This is a genomic window from Fodinibius salsisoli (assembly GCF_026229185.1).
GTDB lineage: Bacteria > Bacteroidota > Rhodothermia > Balneolales > Balneolaceae > Fodinibius > Fodinibius salsisoli.
In genome coordinates this window covers 166,747-183,974 of sequence record NZ_JAGGJA010000009.1, presented here as the reverse complement: position 1 = coordinate 183,974, position 17,228 = coordinate 166,747, and the positions used below count along the sequence as shown (strand labels likewise).

The 17,228-nt window shown below is 44.7% G+C and carries 17 protein-coding genes; 10 read left to right on the top strand and 7 right to left on the bottom strand.

The genetic code is table 11. The features are described 5' to 3' along the window. Window positions 1-205 precede the first annotated feature (205 nt). The 6 genes from J6I44_RS14270 to J6I44_RS14245 form a co-directional block, all read right to left on the bottom strand. Window positions 206-565, bottom strand: a complete 360-nt coding sequence (locus J6I44_RS14270) for a hypothetical protein (RefSeq protein ID WP_265766825.1) — start codon at window positions 563-565, stop codon at window positions 206-208. 18 nt (window positions 566-583) lie between these two features. Beyond that, window positions 584-976 (bottom strand): hypothetical protein, encoded by a 393-nt coding sequence (locus tag J6I44_RS14265; RefSeq protein ID WP_265766824.1) that lies wholly within the window; start codon window positions 974-976, stop codon window positions 584-586. 84 nt (window positions 977-1,060) lie between these two features. Further along, on the bottom strand, window positions 1,061-1,489 hold the full coding sequence (locus tag J6I44_RS14260; RefSeq protein WP_265766823.1) for a hypothetical protein: 429 nt from the start codon (window positions 1,487-1,489) through the stop codon (window positions 1,061-1,063). A gap of 45 nt (window positions 1,490-1,534) precedes the next feature. Then, window positions 1,535-2,056, bottom strand: coding sequence for a hypothetical protein (locus J6I44_RS14255; protein ID WP_265766822.1), 522 nt, complete (start codon window positions 2,054-2,056; stop codon window positions 1,535-1,537). A gap of 22 nt (window positions 2,057-2,078) precedes the next feature. After that, window positions 2,079-3,311, bottom strand: coding sequence for a serpin family protein (locus J6I44_RS14250; protein WP_265766821.1), 1,233 nt, complete (start codon window positions 3,309-3,311; stop codon window positions 2,079-2,081). A gap of 388 nt (window positions 3,312-3,699) precedes the next feature. Continuing rightward, a complete protein-coding gene (locus J6I44_RS14245) occupies window positions 3,700-4,221 on the bottom strand; it encodes a hypothetical protein (RefSeq protein ID WP_265766820.1) in 522 nt (173 codons plus the stop codon). A 94-nt stretch (window positions 4,222-4,315) separates the two neighbouring features. Between J6I44_RS14245 and hisF the strand changes: the two genes are divergently transcribed. The 5 genes from hisF to J6I44_RS14220 all read left to right on the top strand — a co-directional run bounded on the left by hisF (window position 4,316) and on the right by J6I44_RS14220 (window position 8,360). Continuing rightward, entirely contained in the window at window positions 4,316-5,077 is a 762-nt protein-coding gene (hisF, locus tag J6I44_RS14240) for an imidazole glycerol phosphate synthase subunit HisF (RefSeq protein WP_265766819.1), read from the top strand. Between the two features lie 72 nt (window positions 5,078-5,149). Then, window positions 5,150-5,764: a bifunctional phosphoribosyl-AMP cyclohydrolase/phosphoribosyl-ATP diphosphatase HisIE gene (gene hisIE / locus J6I44_RS14235; protein WP_265766818.1), complete on the top strand. Its 615-nt coding sequence runs from the start codon at window positions 5,150-5,152 to the stop codon at window positions 5,762-5,764. A 257-nt stretch (window positions 5,765-6,021) separates the two neighbouring features. Next, window positions 6,022-6,438, top strand: coding sequence for a hypothetical protein (locus tag J6I44_RS14230; protein WP_265766817.1), 417 nt, complete (start codon window positions 6,022-6,024; stop codon window positions 6,436-6,438). A gap of 329 nt (window positions 6,439-6,767) precedes the next feature. Beyond that, complete coding sequence (locus tag J6I44_RS14225; protein ID WP_265766816.1) at window positions 6,768-7,184, top strand: OsmC family protein; 417 nt, start codon at window positions 6,768-6,770, stop codon at window positions 7,182-7,184. A 9-nt stretch (window positions 7,185-7,193) separates the two neighbouring features. Continuing rightward, window positions 7,194-8,360, top strand: a complete 1,167-nt coding sequence (locus tag J6I44_RS14220; RefSeq protein WP_265766815.1) for a trans-sulfuration enzyme family protein — start codon at window positions 7,194-7,196, stop codon at window positions 8,358-8,360. Between the two features lie 269 nt (window positions 8,361-8,629). Here J6I44_RS14220 and ilvD read toward each other — a convergent pair whose 3' ends face one another. After that, a complete protein-coding gene (gene ilvD, locus J6I44_RS14215) occupies window positions 8,630-10,339 on the bottom strand; it encodes a dihydroxy-acid dehydratase (RefSeq protein WP_265766814.1) in 1,710 nt (569 codons plus the stop codon). A 518-nt stretch (window positions 10,340-10,857) separates the two neighbouring features. Here ilvD and ilvB point away from each other — a divergent pair. From ilvB to J6I44_RS14190, 5 genes are all read left to right on the top strand, one after another. Then, the gene (gene ilvB / locus J6I44_RS14210; RefSeq protein WP_350356711.1) at window positions 10,858-12,594 is read left to right on the top strand and encodes a biosynthetic-type acetolactate synthase large subunit; all 1,737 of its coding nucleotides are present in this window, start codon (window positions 10,858-10,860) and stop codon (window positions 12,592-12,594) included. A 4-nt stretch (window positions 12,595-12,598) separates the two neighbouring features. Further along, window positions 12,599-13,126 (top strand): acetolactate synthase small subunit, encoded by a 528-nt coding sequence (gene ilvN / locus J6I44_RS14205; RefSeq protein WP_265766812.1) that lies wholly within the window; start codon window positions 12,599-12,601, stop codon window positions 13,124-13,126. A 36-nt stretch (window positions 13,127-13,162) separates the two neighbouring features. After that, window positions 13,163-14,188, top strand: coding sequence for a ketol-acid reductoisomerase (gene ilvC, locus J6I44_RS14200; RefSeq protein WP_265766811.1), 1,026 nt, complete (start codon window positions 13,163-13,165; stop codon window positions 14,186-14,188). Beyond that, the gene (cimA, locus tag J6I44_RS14195; protein WP_265766810.1) at window positions 14,188-15,780 is read left to right on the top strand and encodes a citramalate synthase; all 1,593 of its coding nucleotides are present in this window, start codon (window positions 14,188-14,190) and stop codon (window positions 15,778-15,780) included. The genes ilvC and cimA overlap by 1 nt, the downstream gene beginning before the upstream one ends. A gap of 132 nt (window positions 15,781-15,912) precedes the next feature. Further along, window positions 15,913-17,103: a 2-isopropylmalate synthase gene (locus J6I44_RS14190; RefSeq protein ID WP_265766809.1), complete on the top strand. Its 1,191-nt coding sequence runs from the start codon at window positions 15,913-15,915 to the stop codon at window positions 17,101-17,103. Window positions 17,104-17,228: the final 125 nt, after the last annotated feature.

Sequence of the window (17,228 nt, the reverse complement as noted above, 5' to 3'; positions counted from 1 at the left end):
AATTGCTGCTTAAACAATGATTCATAAAGATCAGGAAGGCGAACGGGTCAGAATATAAACTATTTCAGGCCGGCCCTTTTACTCTTTTGCCATAAATCTCAAATACAGACTTAGCCACGTGGCCATTCTCAACTACTAAATTAGTCTATAGTAATTCTTGGCATTCCACTATTTACAGTACTGGCAGCAAAAGTAATATATAGCATTATTCAGTCTCTACAATGATATGTCGTATATCTCCAGGCTTCGGTTCTTTAGCTGTCCAGTAATAGAATAAACCCTGGTCACCTTGTTTCATTTTAAGATCTTCAAGTGAAATTTGCTTAGACTGACCCACTTTTATTTCATTTTCTTTTTCTGAAATTGGGGCCCAATTAATTCTTGCAGCTAAATTTCGTTCTACAGCAAAATAGTAAATAGCGCTTTCGCCTCCATTCAATACCTTTAAAGCTGTTTCAGTGGCTTCTATTTGGATGTCTCCCGGTTTTACATCTGCCGGATTATCGGAACAGCTGATCATAAAACCAGCGAGTACGAATAGTGTTAGCGGTAAAAGATATTTCATAATCAATAATGTAGTTGTTTAGTTTTTGTTGTTAAACACACTGTACCCCAACAATCTAAACCGTTTTTCTCCATTACCCGGCCAGGGTGAGAGATCCAGCGACATGCGATAGCGTTGATCTTCGGTAAATTGCAGCGGTTTTTCTACCGTAAGATGTATTTGGGACTCCAACGATTGGGCATTCAACGAATCAGATATCATAATACCGTCAGGTACAAAACACGCAGCATTATCAGGACATTTAAAGACAGCCGTTACATAAGCATTGACATCCAGGGAGTCGGGCGGTTCTACCTCGGTTTTCATTTTATAAACAGTTGATAGTTCAAAACCATAAGCCTCCGGGTAGGTGCGCCTGGTCTCATCATTGCCGTTATTGTTTTCTAATAACGAACAACTTATCAGCATCATTAAACTAATAATGGTTACAACGATTCTTTTTCCTGAATATAGGCTATTCATCATACATCATAGCTAAAGTTCTAATCCAGTGTTTTAATCAATTTTGCTATACCCCATAAACCGACGGGAAGTGTATTGGTCGTCGGTGCCTGTATATTCAATACTGAATGACATTCTGTACCGTTGTCCCTGCTGAAATTGCCGGGGATTATCGACACCAATGGGATAGTTAATATTTTCTTCACCAGGATTTTTCGTATCTGATACAAAGATGCCATCTCCGAAACACAAGGCATACGGGGCATTTGAACAATCACGTTCAAGCATAATGTCAGTGACATATACTTCTACATTCAGAGAGTCGGTTGGCTGAGTCTCAACCAAATTCTGCAAGCTGGTGACTTCAAAGTCAAATGCCCGGGGATAGGTCCGTTCCGGATCGTCATCATTAAACAGTGAACAGCTTGTTAAAAACGTTAAGATTCCAATAAAAGCTATTATGTTTGCTGGATATCGATTCATAGTAGATTCTATGTTTATAACCTGTTGTACCTTAGAATTTGTTCGTTATTTATCTTCCAGTTTCACTTCAAAACTACCCGTGAGATGATATTTTTCTCCAGCCGGCACATTGTCTAAGCTATAATACGCCCTGAGCTCAAACTCAAACGTTCCCACAACCAAATTTGAAGCCTCATCATAACTGGTAATCGTTGCCGTGCCCGTAGTGTCGGGGTTACTTCCCAATGATTTATGTCCATCACAACCGATTATTTGAGCATAAGAACTGTCAAATATTGGATAAGAGCCAGCGCCATTAAATTCAGGAATGGTAAAATAAACACTCCTCACCCAACATTCGCTGTTTTCTTTAATACCATTAATTCTAAGGTTACCATCAGATAGTTCTCCGTGTGAATACCCACTCCATTTCTCTTCTTTAATTTGAACTTCAAATTTATATTGATCCCTATTTTCCTCCTTTTCTCCATCCCCACCGGACAATAAACCACATCCTGAAATGCAGACAGAAACCAGTAAGAAGCAGCTAATAAAAACAGGTGACTGATATCGAGCTATAATTTGCATAATTATCCTTTTTCAATTTTAACTATTGAGATGGATCCTTCATCATTCCCATAAATAAAATAGTGCCACTGGTTCGTTCTCGGATCAGGTATACAAACGGGCGGTTTACAATAAATGAAGACGAAGCCGTCTCAACTATGCCCACGGAGGTAACCGCAGCAGCTTCACTTCCCTCTTCATTGACGATGATGTTGGCCTTGTGCATCACTTCGCTGATGCGCAGCGCGGCATGGGGATTAATCTTTGAAAAATCAGCTCGTCCGTCAAACGCCTCATCCATCCCCATGGCAATGAGGATGTCATTCAGCTTCTTTTTGTAGTCCGATTCAAACTTAGGAACCCCCGTCATTATATGTCTGGATTTCAGCTGACCAATCCAGCTGGTAACATTCGAGGCAGTCAGCGACTCCTGCACAAAATCCTCAATCGACGTCTCTGAATCGCCGGACATAAGGATCGTCATGGTAAAGAGGCTGTCGCTATAAGCGAGGTCAGCCATCGCTACCTTCTCTGAGGTATAGGTCGCTACCGGTATCTTCTTATTCATCATATCCACCTGTACCGTCGAACCATCTTCCAGGTGGAAGTCTTCCGGCTGGGTATCCTCCGAATCAAATTGGTACAGCCAGTCTGCTTTAAAATAGATGGCGTTAATAAGGTAGAGTACCATATTAGGTGGAATTTCTTCAATAATCTGCTCAATGCGTCCGTTCGTCTGCTCTTCCACCCAGCCATTAATGGTGTCTACGGAAGAGGGATTACTGAAATCAAGTGAATCTACCCGTGCACCAAAATAAGTTTTAAGCGTATCTTTGAAAGATTGGCTAATATCAAATCCCTTGCGTCCCCATAAGGAATTTCCGATACGCATCTTCACCTTGGGATCGGCCCCCAGCAACAACGATATGAGGGTTTGGTAGGATTGGTTGATTTCCTGTAGCTCCATTTCACTCATATCCAGTGTTTCCTTCATCCCTGCCCTGGTAGAACCGGCGGCCCCGTTAAGCGTCATCCCCAGGGCCATGGAAATGCTTAGTGGTGAAATAAAAATGTTTTTATCTGTTTCATCAGCAACTACCTTTCTAAAAATATTGAAGCTGAACGCATTCCCTGATGAAACGATTTGCTTTTCATGCGTGGTGAGCTCCCTGGGCAATTCTTTTTTCTTATCTGCTTGCTTCTCGTCGCTAAACAGTGATGAGCAACCGGCTAAACAAAAAACGATAATAAATAGCGCTAAGGCTTCTTTCTTCATGTGTCGTAATATGGCTTAAAATTTTATAGCGACATTAACCCTCCATCCATATGTATTACACATTCCTTATTATCAATAACTACCCTAAAAAGAAAAAAGCCGCCCTGAATTAACAGGACGGCTTTTCTGTCTAAATACTATTACTAATTACTTTTCATCGTCTCGAACACAATCCACCTTTGGTTCTTGGTGGCATGGTTCAACTGCTGTTGCTCCACACTTGGGACATTCGCTTCCTTTTGCCATAACTATCACCTCTGAATTAGTTATTAATGTTTTCTACACTGACAGTTTACCATAAAATTCGCTCCTAAAACAGCTGTAGAGGCAATTTATACACGATTCAAATAAAACTTAAACTCCCACTCAACACAAAATCATCAGTCCTCTACATCCAAGTACTGTTTTCAGGATCCCCTGTGCCTGTATTCTTTGCTTTAAAAATTCGCTCGCCCGTGCGGCGCTCAAACTTTGTTATAAACGACCCCTGTCCCTCTTGTCGGATAAAGCGAACTATGCGCGCTAACAGATAAAATATCAAAAATACAATGGTAGCCGCTAAAAGCGTACTTATTGGCTGCTTAACCAGGTTTTGATACACCTGCTGAAGATAGGCCAACCCGTCATTCAAATAGTCCATCACATAATTAACAGCTCCTGCCCCATATTTTTGATTGAAGTCAGCGGCCGTCAACGTATTATAATCATCCACAATGCTTCCAACTTGGGGAATACTTTTAACCCACCATATGATCTCTTGGATAGCTTCAGGCAAGGATTGAAAGCCCGCCAAAATTTTATAGAGCAATCCACCCTGAACGCCCATACTGATAAAGGCCGCAAGCGGAGCCGCTACTTTTGAACACCACTCAATGATGAATAAAATAAGTTGCTTAAGAATTCGGAACATTTACCTAAAATTAATAATGATTTACGGACCTGTAACTGTTAACTTTGGCCTTTCATTCAAACCAATATATTAAAAACAGTTAAAGCGAACGAATATGCTGGCAAAACGGATCATCCCGTGTTTAGACATTAAAGATGGCCGTACGGTCAAGGGCGTCAATTTTGTAGGGCTACGTGATGCCGGAGACCCGGTAGAGCTGGCCCAGCGGTACGCTGAAGAAGGCGCCGACGAACTGGTATTTCTGGATATCACCGCTACCAAAGAAAAACGAAAAACGCTTATTGAGCTGGTTGAAAAAATTTCACGCCACATTGATATCCCCTTCACCGTGGGTGGCGGCATTGGAAGCGTGGATGAAATAGCCGACCTGCTGCACGCCGGAGCTGACAAAGTATCCCTAAACAGCGCTATCGTTCGAAATCCCGATCTCATCAATGAAGCTTCACAACAGTTTGGCTCTCAGTGTATTGTAGCGGCTGTGGATGCGAAGCATACCGGCGATGAGTGGACTGTCTTTATTTCCGGGGGATCCAAGAATACCGGGAAAGATGCCTTGAGGTGGATTGAAGAAGTCGAAGAACGAGGAGCCGGCGAAATTTTACTTACCAGCATGGATCGCGACGGCACCAAATCTGGCTTCGATCTGGATCTTCTTGCTGCCGTTAATGACATCATCTCTATCCCGGTAATTGCCAGCGGTGGAGCCGGCACCATCCAACACTGTATCGATGCTATTGAGCAGGGCCACGCCGATGCCGTACTTGCTGCCAGCATCTTTCATTTTAGCGAGATAGAGATTGAAACGCTAAAGCAAGAACTTAACAAAGCCAACATTCCGGTGCGGCAAACAACTTAGAATAATTCGTACTGCGCATTGCGTATCTCTGCTTAACCAAATACGCAGCACGAAACACGCAATATTTTCATTATGATCGACATTGACAGTTTAGACTTTTCTAAAGGCGATGGACTCATTCCCGCTATCATTCAGGATGCGGATAACTTCCAGGTACTGATGCTTGGCTATATGAATAAAGAAGCAGTTGAAATGACGCTCAGCAAAGGGCGGGTTACCTTTTATAGTCGCAGTAAGCAACGCCTGTGGACCAAAGGCGAAACCTCCGAAAACTACTTGGAACTGGTGGATCTCCAGCAGGATTGTGATGATGATACGCTGCTGGTGCTGGCGCATCCACAAGGACCGACCTGCCACACGGGCCATCAGTCTTGTTTCTTTCAAAAAGATTTTACCCCTAAAGATAATCTCCGGTTCCTGGCAAAGTTGGAAACACTGATCCAAAGCCGAAAGCAGGAACTTCCCGAAGGCTCCTACACCACTTCGCTTTTTCAGGATGGTATCGATGAAATTGCCCAGAAGGTGGGCGAAGAGGCCGTCGAAACCATTATCGAGGCCAAAAATGATAATCCGGATGACTTCAAAGATGAAGTGTCAGACCTCCTGTATCATTTGCTGGTTCTTTTAACTGAAAAAGAGTTACCGCTGGCACAAATCATTGAGCGCCTTGAAGAACGACATAAATAAACTCTTTTCATTCGGCCAAAAAATGGGAGACTTTGCAAAACTTAACTGTCATCTCGAACGCAGTGCAGCAATCTCCTTTTACAACTTCTAATTGGAGATTACTTTCTACTGGCGCAAGCGTCTCGCTTGTGCCCAAACCACCAGTTATTATATTTCTAAGCTAGGCAGACTGCCCAATATCCCATATCTCATTTGATTTAGCTTTTGTTATCTATTAACATAATAAACCATGGATCTTATATAGAAAAAGGTGAGCTATGTTAAAATCAAGAGTTTATTATCTACTTATTCTGCTTTTCGCACTTGTTATAGGAGCAGGATGTTCTGTGATCAATGGCGATACCCAATCAAGCACATTTACCATAAAGGTTGATAGCATCAACGTTCCATCTGAAGTGGCCTCGGACGACACGCTCACTGTTCGCCCTTTCGGAACGGTCGGACCCAACGGCTGCTACTCATTTGAACGATTTGAGTCATCGAGAACGTCTTCCTCCCTTGATTTAAAATTGGTTGGTGAATTGACCGAGGGAGATGATATCGGTTGCTTTGATGCAATTGTTCAATTGGATACGGTTTTTAAGGTACCGCCTCCGCTGGAAGGATCCTTTGAAATCAATATCCAGCAACCGGATGAATCGGTACTAAGTCGTACAGTCGAAGTAAAAGATTAAGCTTTCTCTACTGGCGCAAGCGTCTCGCTTGTGCCAAATCAACTGATGACCACTATATCTTCATGCCCCTAACAGGTTTCTCTATTCATCTGTTATCATTATGTAGTATTCCAATTTGAATTATTCTAATAATTTAAACACAGTTCTCACAAATAAAGGTGATGAGCTACGAATATAAGGTTACTTTCCTGGGGCTATCTGGCTAAATTCCTGTAATGGATAAACAACTCTTCATCACAGGATATTTTCCATACCAAACCTTTATTCCCTCCCCCTATTTATGTAAGTTCAGCTTTCTAAAATTGTTATTTAATTCTGAATATTTATCCATGAAAATTACGATTGACCATCTTAAAGACAGACACATGGAAGCCGCAAATGAAGAAGGGGGGCTGACCCGAATGGATGGCTCCACCAGTATTGGGGGCCTCGAAGGCGGCTTTAGTCCCATGCAATTGTTGCTGGCCGGTGCCGGTGGCTGTAGCTCAATCGACATTATGAATATCCTCGAGAAGCAAAAACAAGATTTACAGGACCTCAAGGTAGAGATTGAAGGCGATCGCCAGAAAAAAGATACGTATTCAGAGTTTACTACCATCCACCTGCACTATATTTTCACCGGCGAGTTGGATGAAGCCAAAGTAGAACGAGCCATCAACTTGTCACTGGATAAGTATTGCTCCGTTACCAAAACACTGGGAAAGACTTCTGAGATTACCCACAGTTACGAAATCAAATCTGCATAACACTCTCTCATGAGCAAGCAAAACCCTGAAACGAAATCGATACGTACGCAAACAGAGCGGTCGGAACAGCGCGAACACTCGACTCCGCTTTTCATGACATCAAGCTTTGTTTTTGATTCTGCCGAACATGCCCGCGCACTTTTTGCAAACGAAATAGAGGGCAATGTGTATAGCCGTTATTCCAATCCCAATACGGATGAGTTTGTGGCTAAAATGTGTAGGCTGGAAGAAGCCCAGGCAGGTGTGGCGACGGCTTCGGGGATGTCGGCTATATTTTCAAGCCTGGCGGCGCTTCTTGAACAGGGTGACCATGTGTTGGCCTGTCGCTCACTGTTCGGATCTTCGCATCAAATTCTCAACGGCATCCTCCCGAAGTGGGGTATCGATTTTTCCTATGGTGATATTGACGATCCCGAAAGTTGGGAGGAGCTCATCCAGGATAACACCCGCGTGCTGTTTCTGGAAACACCCTCAAACCCTGGTCTTGATCTGATCGACCTGGAGTGGGCGGGGCAACTGGCCGATGCACATAACCTGGTTCTGATTGTTGATAACTGTTTTGCCACGCCCTATTTACAAAAACCAATGAATTCAGGTGCAGATGTGGTTCTGCATTCGGCTACCAAATTTATTGACGGACAGGGACGTGGTATTGGTGGGGTCATTGTAGGACACGAGCGATATATTGAAGAAATTAATTTCTTTTGTCGACACTCCGGTCCCGCCCTTTCACCTTTCAATGCCTGGATGTTTTCTAAAAGCCTGGAAACCCTACCTGCACGCATGGATCGTCACTGCAGCAATGCACTGGCACTGGCAGAATTTTTAGAGGACCAGCAAAATGTAGAATGGGTTAAATATCCTTTCCTTCCCAGCCACCCGCAGTACAAGCTGGCCAAAAAACAGATGAAACAAGGTGGAGGCGTCGTCGCTTTTAACATTAGCGGTGGGTATGAGGCCGCTAAATCATTTTTGGATAAGCTTGATACCATCTCTTTATCAGCTAACCTCGGCGACACCCGCACTATTGCTACCCATCCAGCTTCTACAACCCATTCTAAACTGACGGATGATGAACGGGCGGCTGTCAATATTACGCCAGGCATGATGCGTATCGCCGTTGGACTGGAATCAGTCGAAGACCTTCAGAAAGATATTGATCAAGCACTGAACTAACATTCGGAAAGCTGGAGGGTTGAAATTAGCGGCTAAAAATCAGATCCTATACAAATTTTTCTAATTTCAAATCTCTGACTTCCAGCTTCTAACCTCCAAAAACTCTCAAGCTCTGAGGGAGTTCTACTCCCGTTGCGCACTATTCACTACGGGATATTGAGAAGGTATATTTCCCTGGCACTTCCAAAGTGCCGGGGAAGTGAAAGTAGCTTTCAATTTTTAAAAGAGTTTCAAAGCCAAGTTTTACTAAAACCTCTGTCAGATAAAAACTATTCTGTGGGGTCCACTTTTTTATAGGGTAGCTGATCGGTAACACACCCTTCTGAAGCTGAGGATACCAAACAGGCGTATTTGTAGAGTGATCCCGTAGTCACTTGCAGAGGAGGTGCTTCCCAAGTCTTGCGACGCTCTTCCAGCTCTTCATCCGAAAGATCGACCTCCAGCGTCCGCTCATCGGCATCGATACTGATCATATCGCCATCTTCAATGAGAGCAATAGTTCCACCAACCTGTGCTTCCGGTGTAACATGGCCAATTACGAATCCATGGCTTCCACCCGAAAAACGTCCATCGGTGATGAGGGCCACCTCTTTGCCAAGACCCGCGCCCATAATTGCCGCAGTGATAGAAAGCATTTCGCGCATGCCGGGCCCTCCTTTCGGACCTTCATACCGAATAACTACGACATCTCCTTTGCTAACTTCACCATTCTGAATAGCTTTCAAGCTTTCTTCCTCGGAATTAAACACCTTAGCGGTGCCGGTAAACTGCGTTCCTTCTTTTCCAGTAATCTTAGCAACTGACCCTTCCGAAGCCAGGTTTCCATACAGAATCTGCAGGTGTCCGGTCTCTTTAATCGGTTCACTCAGCGGGGCTATAATCTTTTGTTCTTCAAACAGCCCCGGAACATCCGCAATATTTTCTTCCAGTGTATTACCAGTAACCGTTATGCAATCTCCGTGCAAATATCCTTCCTCCAAGAGTAATTTTTGTACTGCAGGCACGCCTCCTACATTATAAAGATCTTCCATCATGTATTTTCCACTGGGCTTCAGATCCGCCAGGTAAGGCGTACGGCTACTTATCTCCTGGAAGTCATCAATAGTAAAAGGGACTTCAGCAGATCGGGCAATAGCCAGCAGGTGCATCACAGCATTCGTTGATCCACCCAGTACTACGGTTATCGTCACTGCATTTTCCAGCGCCTTCCGGCTAATGATATCCCGGGGTTTAAGATCTTTTTCCAGCAGATTCAGAATAGCCTGCCCCGCTTTCTCGCACTCTTCTATTTTCTGTTTATGTGTAGCGGGGATCGATGAACTGAAAGGCAAACTCATTCCCATCGTTTCAATCGCAGAAGCCATCGTATTGGCCGTGTACATTCCTCCGCATGCCCCCGCGCCCGGACAAGAGTGACGAATGACATCATTTAGTTCTTCCTCATCAATCTCGTCGGATAAATATTCCCCGTATGATTCAAAAGCAGAAACAAGGTTTAAATCTTGTCCATTGAGTTTACCGGGACTAATCGTTCCTCCGTAAACCATAATGGAAGGGCGGTTAAACCGGGCCATTGCGATGATAGAACCCGGCATGTTTTTATCGCACCCCACGACAGAGATATTAGCGTCGTACCACTGGGCCCGCATCACGGTTTCAATAGAATCAGCGATTACTTCGCGCGATTGCAAAGAATATTTCATGCCTTCCGTACCCATAGAAATTCCATCGCTTACCCCAATACTATGGAATACAAGTCCCACCATTCCGGCTTGCCAAGTACTCTCAGAGACATGCTCAGCCAGTTCATTTAAATGCATATTGCATGGATTACCCTGCCAACCGGTACTGGCAATCCCGACCTGGGCTTTGTCCATATCTTCGTCGGTTAATCCGGCCCCATAAAGCATGGCTCGTGATCCGACTTGTGATTCCTGTTGTGTTAATCGAGAGCTGTATTTATTCAGTTTGTGAGCCATAAAAGCGTTTTAATCCTTCATCCAAGTTAGAAAATACCACTGCGAAGACGGTTTAACAATGGTAAAATTTGATGCCTAAAAACTAAAAGAATAAAAGAATTAAGCAAGCAAAATTAACTATTCAAAAAAAAGCACATTTAATTTGACAAGGAAGTTATCTATCTCTATAATGACAATACTTTATTAAAGAAACAGACAACCTTGTTTAATCGAACAACACATACAGTAATAACAGCTCAGCAAGTGGAAGCTTTTTTCAATAAGCGAAACACTGCTGACATGTCATTGCTGTTCGTTATATCTTTTTTAATCATAGTTGCTGTTTCTATCTCACCTGTGGTAGGTCTAATTAGTGTCCTAATTGGTCTACCTATTCTAATTTCTGGCATTATTAATCTAATTCTAATTATCCGCTAACCATAACAGCCAGAGGTTAGAGCCAAAGTCTTAAAACGATCAACTTCTTTCTGACCTCTGGTAGGAAAAGTATATCTACCAGCCATATGGCACAAACAAAAATGAAATCAATCGATAGTGCAGAAACGGATGACGCCACGCCGTCATCTGAGACCGCTTTTTTGAATGGCGCAGAAATTTTGATCCGCACCCTTAAAGATATCAACGTGGATACCATTTTTGGATATCCGGGAGGGGCGGTGTTACCGGTGTATGATGAACTATTTGATGTTCATGACCTTAACCATGTATTAATTCGACACGAACAAGCTGGCAGCCACGCCGCTGACGGCTATGCCCGTGCTACCGGAAAGCCCGGAGTGGTACTGGTAACCTCAGGACCTGGTGGTACAAATACGGTAACCGGCATTGCAACCGCAGCCATGGACTCCATTCCTATGGTTGTATTTACCGGCCAGGTTCCTACGAATATGATTGGGAATGATGCCTTCCAGGAAGCGGATATTGTAGGTATTACCCGTCCGATCACCAAACAGAACTACCTGGTGAAGGATGTAAACAACCTGGAACGGGTGATTCGGGAGGCTTTCCACGTAGCTACCAGTGGACGCCCCGGCCCGGTATTGGTAGATCTGCCCAAGGATATGATTCAGAATAAGTGTCAATACAGTGGCCAAAAGGAAGTTTCCATCCCCAGTTATAAACCCACAAGGGAAGGGCACTCAACACAGATTTCAAAAGCTGCCCATCTCCTGAGTAACGCTAAAAAGCCGCTCATTTATGCCGGTGGAGGCGTGGTTCTGGGAGAAGCCTGGAAAGAACTCACGGACATGGCCGAGCGATTGAACATTCCGGTAACCACAACCCTTATGGGGTTAGGTGGGTTTCCCGAAGGCAAACCTCAATCACTGGGGATGCTGGGAATGCACGGAACCTATTACGCCAACATGGCTACGACCGAATGTGATGTTTTGTTAGCCGTCGGCGCTCGCTTTGACGACCGCGTAACGGGCCGTCTGGATGGCTTTTCACCGAATTCCAAGAAAATTCATATCGACATCGATCCCTCGAATATTGGTAAGAATGTCCCGGTTGATGTTCCTATCGTGGGCGATGTTAAGAAAGTGTTGCCAGCTATTGATCGGCAGGCTCAGAAACCAGCTATCGATGATTGGTGGGATACCATCAACACCTGGAAGAAAGAGCACCCATTGATTATTCCTGAATCTTCGGACACTATTAAACCACAACTGATGGTCCAACGGATTTCAGAAGTAACTAATGGCGAAGCTATTGTCGTTACGGATGTCGGGCAGCACCAAATGTGGGCCGCTCAACATTATACTTTCAATCATCCACAATCATTCCTTTCTTCCGGTGGACTTGGAACCATGGGTTACGGTTTCCCCGCAGCAATGGGGGCAGCCCTGGGGTGTCCGGACCGTCCGGTTGTCTGTATTACCGGTGATGGCGGTTTCCAAATGACCATTTATGAATTAGCAACAGCCGTTGAATATGAAATCCCGATCAAGATTGCGATTATGAACAATAATTGTCTCGGGATGGTTCGGCAGTGGCAGGAGTTGTTTTACAACAAACGATATAGCCACTCGATCCTGAAGAAAGGCAATCCGGACTTTGTGAAACTGGCTGAAAGCTATGGAGCAGCTGGTTTTCGGGCCTCAAACCCGAAGGAGATGGATTCTGTCCTGGAACAGGCCATGGAGATCAATGATCGACCAGTGGTGATGGATTTTGTTGTTGAAGAATTCGAGAACTGCTATCCGATGGTCCCCTCGGGAGCGGCATTAAATGAAATGGTAGAAGGTGAAGAATAACACAATGAAAATATCTAAAAACGGAACGGCGAAAAGCACCAACGATAAGCATACCCTTTCAGTTCTTGTAAGTTATAACTTGAATGCCCTCTTACGTATCATAGGCATCTTTAGCGGAAAGGGGTTCGAAATTGACAGTATCAGTTTCGGATCGGGAAAGGAATCAAACCTGGCTCGCATTACCATAACAACCCATGGTGATGAGCAGATTATTGAGCAAATCACCAAACAGCTGCATAAAATTATTGATGTGGTGAAGGTTAATGACTTGACCTACGATAGTTTTGTAGAAAGAGAATTAGCTTTAATCAAAGTTAATGCTACGCGATCCAGTCGGTCTGAAATAATGCAAATTGCGCAGGTATTCCGGGCCAAGGTTATTGATATCAGCCCTCAAAAGCTCGCTATCGAAGTAACCGGTAACCGTGATAAAGTTAATGCCTTTATCGGCATGCTCGATCCCTTTGGAATTGATGAAATAGCCCGGACGGGCAGCGTTGCACTAAAACGCGAATTTGAAGGAACTGTATAACAAAGAATAACTCATAAATCATTAAACAACATAGACATGAATGCACAAACGTATTATAACGACGATGCCGACCTCAAGTATCTAAGCGACAAAACCGTTGCTATTATCGGCTATGGAAGTCAAGGTCATGCCCATGCCCTGAATCTTAAGGAAAGTGGCATCGATGTCGTTGTAGGACTTCGTGAAGGAAGCTCATCGCAAGAAGAAGCAGAAAAGGCCGGATTAAAAGTTGTGGATACAGCAGCAGCTGCCAAAGAAGGCGATATTGTGATGATCTTGATTCCCGATCAGTACCAAGCCCAGGTGTACGAGGAAAGTATCAAACCTAACCTGGAAGAAGGCAACGTATTGGCCTTTGCTCATGGATTTAATATCCACTTTGGACAAATACAGCCGGAAGAAGATGTGGATGTCTTTATGGTTGCGCCCAAAAGTCCCGGCCACCTTGTACGACGAGTCTACACCAAAGGATCTGGCGTTCCCTGCCTGATTGCTATTGAGCAGGACTATACCGGAACGGCCAAAGACACCGCCCTCGCTTACACTAAAGCTTTAGGTGGAACACGTGCCGGTGTGCTTGAAACGACCTTTGAAGAAGAAACAGAAACGGATCTTTTCGGCGAGCAAGCTGTATTATGCGGCGGCGCTTCCGAGCTCGTGAAACAAGGGTTCGAAGTGCTCGTTGAAGCTGGATATCAGCCTGAAATTGCATACTTCGAATGCCTCCACGAGCTCAAACTGATTGTTGACCTTATGTACGAAGGTGGCATTGAGCGGATGTACTACTCTGTAAGTGATACCGCCGAGTACGGTGGATTGACGCGCGGACCAAAGGTCGTTGATGCCTCCACGAAAGAGCGCATGAAAGAAGTACTTAAGCAGGTTCAGGATCAGACTTTTGCTGATGAATGGATCCAGGAAAATAAAGACGGAATACCCAATCTGAAGTCCTTGCGAAACGACTTAGGTGAACACAAAATTGAAAAAGTGGGTAAACAACTCCGCTCCATGATGGACTGGATTGAAAAAGACGAAGATGAAGTTGTAGAAGCTGCTGAATAATGGACACTTCCATCCAAATATTTGATACCACGCTCCGGGATGGCACCCAGGGCGAAAAGGTTGCCTTTTCCGCAGAGGATAAACTGCGTATAGCTCAACAGCTCGATGCCTTCGGAATCGATTACATCGAGGGCGGATGGCCCGGCTCCAATCCCCGTGATATGGAGTTCTTCGAGCTGGCGAGCGAGGCTACCTTCAACCATGCCAAGATCGTTGCCTTTGGCAGTACCTGCCGGGCGGGATCAGCCCCCGAGGATGATCGGAACCTGAACTTGTTGGTTGAAGCAGACACGCCAGCGGTTGCCATTTTTGGAAAAAGCTGGCTCCTGCATGTCGAAAAGGCCCTTCAAATATCCGCCGAAGAAAACCTTGGCATCATTCGAGATTCTATCCGTTTCTTAAAGGAACACGGAAAAGAGGTTATCTATGATGCTGAGCACTTCTTTGACGGCTATAAAGCCAATCCGGAATATACGCTTGCCACTATTGAGGCAGCCGCATCAGCCGGTGCCGATACCATCGCTTTATGCGATACGAATGGTGGAACGTTGCCGCATGAGGTCGCGGAAATTGTTATGGATGTCCAAGAGAAAATTGATACCCCCATAGGAATTCACGCTCATAACGACTGCGAACTGGGGGTGGCTAATGCTATTGTTGCCGTCCAAAATGGTTGTGTGCATGTTCAGGGTACGGTCAACGGCTATGGCGAGCGGTGTGGCAACACGAACCTCTGTTCGTTAATCCCGAACCTTCAGCTTAAGCAGGATTTTCGCTGCATTCCGGATGAAAATATGGAACAGCTGACGGCCCTTTCCCGCTTTGTAAGCGAAGTGGCAAACCTTAATCCGGATATACGACAGCCTTATGTGGGTCGCAGTGCTTTTGCTCACAAAGGCGGCATCCATGTGAGTGCCGTTATGAAAAATGAAGAAACTTATGAGCATATTCGTCCGCATGCGGTTGGCAACCAGCGACGAGTCTTGGTATCAGACCTTTCCGGTAAGAGCAACATCAATTATAAAGCCGAACAGCTCGGACTGGAGTTAGATCAATATGGCGAACATGCCAAAGAGATTGTCCAAAAGCTGAAGCAGCTCGAAAATAAAGGCTACCAGTTTGAAGCAGCCGAAGGATCCTTTGAGCTCTTGGTAAAGAAGATGACCGGGGACTGGGAAGAGTTTTTTACCCTGGAAGGATTCCGCATCATTGTGGAGAAGAATGTGTCCGGAAGTTGCCGTACGGAAGCTTCACTTCGCTTAAAGGTTAATGATCAATTGGAACACTGTGCTGCCGAAGGGAATGGTCCGGTACATGCGCTGGACAAGGCGTTGCGTAAAGCCTTGCACAAATTCTATCCGGAAATTAATGATATGCATCTCAATGACTATAAAGTGCGAGTGTTAAACGAAAAGGACGGGACGGGGGCCGATGTACGCGTACTTATCGACTCAGCTGAACATGGTAAAAGCTGGGGCACCGTCGGTGTTTCTCACAACATCATTGATGCCAGCTGGCAAGCCCTGACCGATAGCTTTAGTTACTACCTGGCCCGGCAGCAAAAAGAAGTTCACCAAAAAGAAGCGATATAGATTATGCTTATTCAATATCATCAAACCCATTATCTACGCAGTTTGTAACTGCGATCATACATCTTAATATCTGAACAGATAAAACTATAGCATAATTACAAAATAACTTACAATACCTTTAACTCTATCATTATGGAAGACCAAATTAAAATTTTTGACACGACTCTTCGAGATGGGGAACAATCCCCCGGATTTAGCATGAACCAGGATGAGAAACTCCGGCTTGCTCTCCAACTCGAACGTCTGAAGGCGGATGTTATTGAAGCCGGTTTTCCTATAGCTTCTGAAGGTGACTTTAACACCGTACACGAAATAAGCAAGCACATTAAGGAAAGCACTGTGGCGGCGTTATGCCGTACTACACTCAAAGATATCGACCGCGCAGCTGAATCACTGGAACCAGCTGCCCATCCACGTATTCATACCTTTATTGCTACTTCCGACATCCATATGAAGTATAAGCTGAAGAAAAGTCGCGAAGAGGTGCTTGAGTCAGCTGTCAAAGCCGTTGAGCACGCCAAGAAATTTTGCGACGAAATCGAATTCTCAGCTGAAGACGCCTCCCGAAGTGATCCCGAATTTCTTTATGAAATCTTTACCGCCGTCATCGAAGCCGGTGCCCAGGTCATTAATGTGCCCGATACCGTAGGCTATGCCCTGCCCTGGGAATACGGCGAACTGATTGGCAATATCCGCAAAAACATTTCTAACATCGATCAGGCAACGATAAGCGTGCACTGCCATAACGATCTTGGGCTGGCCGTGGCAAACTCGCTGATGGCTATCCGAAATGGAGCTGAACAGATCGAATGTACGATCAATGGTATCGGCGAACGCGCAGGAAATGCTTCTCTGGAAGAGATTGCGATGGCTATTGCTACCCGCAACAATAATATGGCGAAGAAAACGAATATTGTTACCGAAGAACTGGTACCGGCCAGTAAGCTCCTCACCGAAATTACCGGCAACCAGGTACAGCCCAATAAAGCGATTGTTGGCGAAAATGCCTTTGCTCATGAAGCGGGTATCCACCAGCATGGGGTCTTGAATAATCCAATGACGTATGAAATTATGACCCCCAAGTCGGTGGGTTTAACCGGGAATAAAATTGTATTGGGTAAACACTCCGGACGATTTGCACTCAATAAAAAGTTACAGGAATTGGGTTATTCACTGGGCAAGAAAGAATTAAACCAAGTATATCTGCAATTTACGAATCTGGCCGACGAGAAAAAATCGGTCGAAGAAAAAGAACTGGTTGCCTTGATAAGTAAAACATTGCCACAGGAAGAAATGTCGGGGGATACGACCGTCGCCGGATAATCAAGCTAAAATCATTGGCTTCAGGGGGAGTTGTGCTCCCATAAGAGTCCGAGCGGACATTTGACAAGCTAAAAAGCACATTTTACTGATAAATTAATACTACTAATTTCGAAAACGTTTAGAAT